General features: G+C 68.6%; 5 protein-coding genes and 1 pseudogene. 4 read left to right on the top strand and 2 right to left on the bottom strand.

Annotated features, from left to right (window positions below; genetic code table 11):
* Positions 1–494: 494 nt before the first annotated feature.
* The 3 genes from EFK10_RS46305 to EFK10_RS51720 all read left to right on the top strand — a co-directional run bounded on the left by EFK10_RS46305 (position 495) and on the right by EFK10_RS51720 (position 2344).
* Positions 495–1235: a dienelactone hydrolase family protein gene (locus tag EFK10_RS46305; protein ID WP_127361623.1), complete on the top strand. Its 741-nt coding sequence runs from the start codon at positions 495–497 to the stop codon at positions 1233–1235.
* 366 nt (positions 1236–1601) lie between these two features.
* A complete protein-coding gene (locus EFK10_RS51725) occupies positions 1602–1838 on the top strand; it encodes a recombinase family protein (protein ID WP_240677889.1) in 237 nt (78 codons plus the stop codon).
* A gap of 83 nt (positions 1839–1921) precedes the next feature.
* Positions 1922–2344 carry a resolvase gene (locus tag EFK10_RS51720; RefSeq protein WP_240677888.1) on the top strand — a complete coding sequence of 141 codons (423 nt, stop codon included), beginning with the start codon at positions 1922–1924 and terminating at the stop codon, positions 2342–2344.
* Positions 2345–2370: 26 nt separating this feature from the next.
* On the opposite strand, the gene EFK10_RS49160 is transcribed toward EFK10_RS51720, so the two are convergent.
* Together EFK10_RS49160 and EFK10_RS46295 are read right to left on the bottom strand one after the other, a co-directional pair.
* Positions 2371–2637, bottom strand: a complete 267-nt coding sequence (locus EFK10_RS49160) for a hypothetical protein (RefSeq protein WP_206305862.1) — start codon at positions 2635–2637, stop codon at positions 2371–2373.
* Positions 2574–3740 (bottom strand): IS110 family RNA-guided transposase, encoded by a 1167-nt coding sequence (locus tag EFK10_RS46295; protein WP_265737616.1) that lies wholly within the window; start codon positions 3738–3740, stop codon positions 2574–2576. The genes EFK10_RS49160 and EFK10_RS46295 overlap by 64 nt, the downstream gene beginning before the upstream one ends.
* Between EFK10_RS46295 and EFK10_RS53850 the strand changes: the two are divergent.
* Positions 3682–3828: pseudogene (locus EFK10_RS53850) on the top strand (DUF7848 domain-containing protein); the annotation flags it as partial. The gene EFK10_RS46295 and the pseudogene EFK10_RS53850 overlap by 59 nt on opposite strands.
* Between the last annotated feature and the right edge of the window lie 264 nt (positions 3829–4092).

The raw sequence follows: 4092 nt of genomic DNA, 5'->3' as shown, positions 1-4092 counted from the left end.
CACGCTCGCGCAACTCATCGGGGTACTTACGGGGAGCAGCCATGATCGGCATCCTTCCGGGTCTTCGACGTCTCCATCAAACCCGGGGCGGTTCATGGGCTTCGAGCCAGTCGTGACCGCACCCGCAGTGCCGGGCGTGGTACCCGGCCCACTTACTCTCCAGCGGCTCGTACAACAACCGGTCGCCGTAGTACTTCGGATCTCCCGCGAACCCAGACACGCGCCGCAGTGTCCCACCGCCGGACCCGCCGGGACAGCTCGCCGTCAAGGCGCTCCACTCGGGAAGCTGCAATGAGACCCCAACCACGAAGCCTCCGCAAAAACCCGTTGGGCGGACCACGGCGACCACTGCTAATCTTCCGGAGGCCGTGCGAAAGAACGAGGAGGTGGTACCCGTGAACGCAGTATCGACATGGGTGCTCCCCTCCGAGGTCACGGTCGGGCGATAGGTCGTCCGGGAGCGCCGTTCAAGAGCACTCCCGAAAGGCACGACCATGCACTTCACTTCCGAACAGCGCCTCGACGATGGCGTCCTCGAACGCGAATTCACCCTCGGCGAGATCCCCGGCATCCTGTGGACACCCGCATCGGCATCCGCATCCGCACCGGCGCCGCTGATCCTGCTCGGCAACCCTCCCCTCGGGCTGCGCAAGATGTACCCCCGACTGGTGGCCCGGGCCCGGCACTCCGCGGCGGATGGCTTCGCCACGGCGACCATCGAGCTCCCCGGAAGCGGCGACCGGCCCCGTTGGCCCGCCGCCGAGCAGGCCCGCGCTGACCTGCGCCGGGCGATGGAGGCCAGCGAGCCGGTCAGCGACGAGATCGTCGACGCCCTCACCCTCCCGCTGGTCGAAAAGGCGGTCCCGGAATGGCAGGCCGCCCTGGACGCCCTCCTGTCGCTGCCCGAGATCGGCGGCCCGGTCGGGTACTCGGGGGGAGTGATCTCCATCGGCATCCGGCTTGCGGTGGTCGAGCCGCGCATCTCGGCCGCCGTTCTGTTCGCCGGGAGTTTCGTGCCTCGCGCCATGTTCGAGGAGGCCCGGCAGGTCACTATTCCACTGCACGTCCTGCTGCAGTGGGACGACGAAGGGAACGACCGGCAGTCGGCCCTGGACCTGTTCGACGCCTTCGGCACCAAGGAGAAGACGCTGCACGCAAACATGGGCGGGCACACCGGCGTCCCGCAGTTCACGGGAGACGCCGCAGCCCAGTTCTTCGCCCGGCATCTGCGCTAGCCGCGGGCCGACCCCGCTGCCAGGCCAGTAGACGGTAGGCGGCGCCGGCCAGCACGCCGCTCATCGAGGACAGGCCCCGGCCCCCCCTCGATGACGGTGGCCAGCAGATGCACAACCGCCCCGATCGCGGCGGTACCAGCCATCGGCGGTACCGGCCGGTCGGGGCGGCGCTCGGCCACCAGCGCCTCCATCAGCTGGGCCCACACCTGTCGGCGAACGAACGAATGACGACAGGCGCGCCGGGCGTCCAATGAACCCGGACTTTTCGGGGGCCTGTTGGCGGCGCGGATCCAATCTGATCCGTTGGTGATTGATGACAGGGTTTGACGACAGATAGAGTCCGATCCTCCGTACGGAAGGGCCCCGATGGCGAACCTGGTCTACAAGCGGGTGTCGACCGACCGGCAGTCGACCGACCGTCAGAACCTGGTCCACGCCGAGGCCGGGATCGAGACCCCGGTCGTCTTCGAGGAGGACGCCGGCACCTCCAGCCGCCTCCACCCGCTTCAGCGCCCGAAGTTCGGCGAGCTGCTCACGTACGCGCGGCCGGGCGACACCGTGCACATCCCGGCGAACTCCAGCGCGACCTCCAGCGGGAACTGACGTACGACGGGCTGCGGGCCGCAGAGGCTAAGGGCAACAAAGGCGGGCGTCGCCCGGCCGTCCCGGCCGGGAAGACCGACGCCGTGCGCACCGGGTACCTGGAGGGCCGGTCCATCGCCGCCCTCGCCCGCGACCACGACGTCAGCCGCGGCGCCATCCGCACCGCCGTCGCCGACCTCCTGCCCGAGCACACGGCCGTCGACCCGGGCGCCCCGGCCCCGGAGCTGCCGGTCGTCCTCGACATGCCGGGCAAGGTCGCCGACTTCCTCCGCACCACCGCCCTGGAGCCCGCCGAGCGCGCCACGCTCGACCAGGGGGTGACCGTACGACGCGGCCAGGGCTACACACTGCGCGTCAGCGCCACACCCTCGGTTCACCGCCAACTCCTTGCCCGCTGCCAGCCCCTCGACGGCACCTCGGGAACCTCGGTGATCCCCGCACAGCGCAAGGCCCGCCGCGAGTACGAGAACCGCGTCAACGCCCTCGTGGCCGACACCCAGCTCTGAGCGGATCCAGAGCTATCCCGCCAAGATCAACTCATTGCCCCTTTGACGCGTATCTCGGCCGTACCCCAGGTTCGCTCAGGCTGCGGTGTCGGCGGGGGCGGGGTGAGGGTGACCTGGTGGCCGAGACGTTCGAGTTCTCGGACCAGGTCGCGGGTCTTGCGTGCCGGGTTGGCCTGGCGCTGGTGCCAGTCGGATCCGATGTCCTGGTAGACCGCTTCGGGATTGTTGATCAGGTGCCAGACGATGACCAGGATCGACCGGGCCACGGCGACCAGGGCCTTCTTGTGGGGCATGCGTTTGACCAGGCGCCGGTAACGTGCGCCGAGGAAGGTGTCGGTCTTGGCCGCGGCGGTGGCCGCCTCGCCCAGGACTCCCTTGAGCCAGGGGTTGCCCTTCCCGGTCGGCCCGGGGTGTTTTTGCCGCCGGACTGGATGGTGCGCGGGGAGAGTTTGGCCCAGGAGACCAGGTGTGCCGGGGTCGGAAAGGCCCTCGTGTCCCAGCCGATCTCGGCCAGGATCACCTGGGCGGTGGTCGGGCCGATGCCGGGAATCTGGTCCAGACGCTGGATGAGGCCGGGCAGGCCGCCGGGCAGGCTCGCGGCCTGCGCCTGGGCGCGGGCTTCGGGCGTTGCGGCACCGCTGCCCGGACCGGCATCGGGATCGGGGGAGCTGATCTGGGCAAGCAGGCGTTCGATGCGGGCGGTCAACTCGTTGATCTGCGTGCTCAGGTGGTCGACAGTGGCCAGCAGCAGGGCCAGCAAGTCGGCGTGGTGCTGCTCGAAGGTCCCGCTCAGCGCATCGACGAGGGCATCGTGCTTGGCCTTCATTCGGCCCTGCGCAAGAGCGGCCAGTGCCCGCGGGTCGCGCTCACCTGCGACCATCGCATCGAGCATGGCCCGCCCGGAGACCCCGAAGATGTCGGTGGCCACCGTGGACAGCTTGATCTGAGCGTCCTCCAGGAGCTTCTCCACCCGCTGCTTGACGCGGGAGCGGTCCTCGGTGAACACCGTGCGGGTGCGGGTGAGGTCGCGTAGCTGCCGCACCGGCTTGGGCGGTACGAACGAGGGCCGCAGCATGCCCTTCTCGGCGAGTTTGGCCAGCCACACCGCGTCCAGTTTGTCGGTCTTCGGCCGCCCGGGGACGTTCTTCACGTCCCTGGCGTTGACGAGCCAGCACTCCAAACCCGCCGACCCCAGCAAGAAGAACCACGGCTTCCAATAAACCGAAGTGGCCTCCATGACCACCCGCTGCACCCCCAGCGCCACCAGTTGCTCGCCCAGCTCCAAGATCACCGCGGTGTTCGCTGGGCCGCGTGCATGACGTGTTGAGGAGCAGTCGCCGGGCGCGGATGATCCGGACGGCCCGCAGCTGTGGTGTCTCCAGCACGCCGGCCGCACCAGGCATGAGGGTTTCCGGTGCGAGATCACCACGCACGGGCGGGTGTTCCCAGCTGAGGGCGCGACACAGCCGAGGGCCCTGCCCTGAGAGTTCTCTGGCGCGCGCGGAGTACCTTCCCGGCGGTTGGCTCTATAGGTGAGAAGTGAGACCAGTCGGAAGGTGAGTTCTGACTCGACCTGGCCCGGGTGGAATGCGTATCGACGGGTTTCGACTCCAGTGGAGGGGCAGTGGGAGTGCGGCCTTGGGGGATGTCCTAGTGTTCTGCGTCGTAAATAGCGAGTCTAAGTTCTTGCTATTTTTTTGGTCCGGACGGGGTGATCTTGGAGAGGTAGTCGGCGAGTGACTTCAGGA

This window comes from Streptomyces soli, from assembly GCF_003999195.1.
GTDB classification, from domain to species: domain Bacteria; phylum Actinomycetota; class Actinomycetes; order Streptomycetales; family Streptomycetaceae; genus Actinacidiphila; species Actinacidiphila soli.
This window is presented reverse-complemented; position numbering and strand designations above follow the sequence as displayed.

Bases quoted from the DNA above. Each gene is read 5' to 3' on its own strand.
- EFK10_RS49160 (WP_206305862.1), bottom strand. From the start codon at position 2,637: ATGCCCCACAAGAAGGCCCTGGTCGCCGTGGCCCGGTCGATCCTGGTC.
- EFK10_RS46305 (WP_127361623.1), top strand. From the start codon at position 495: ATGCACTTCACTTCCGAACAGCGCCTCGACGATGGCGTCCTCGAACGC.
- EFK10_RS51725 (WP_240677889.1), top strand. From the start codon at position 1,602: ATGGCGAACCTGGTCTACAAGCGGGTGTCGACCGACCGGCAGTCGACC.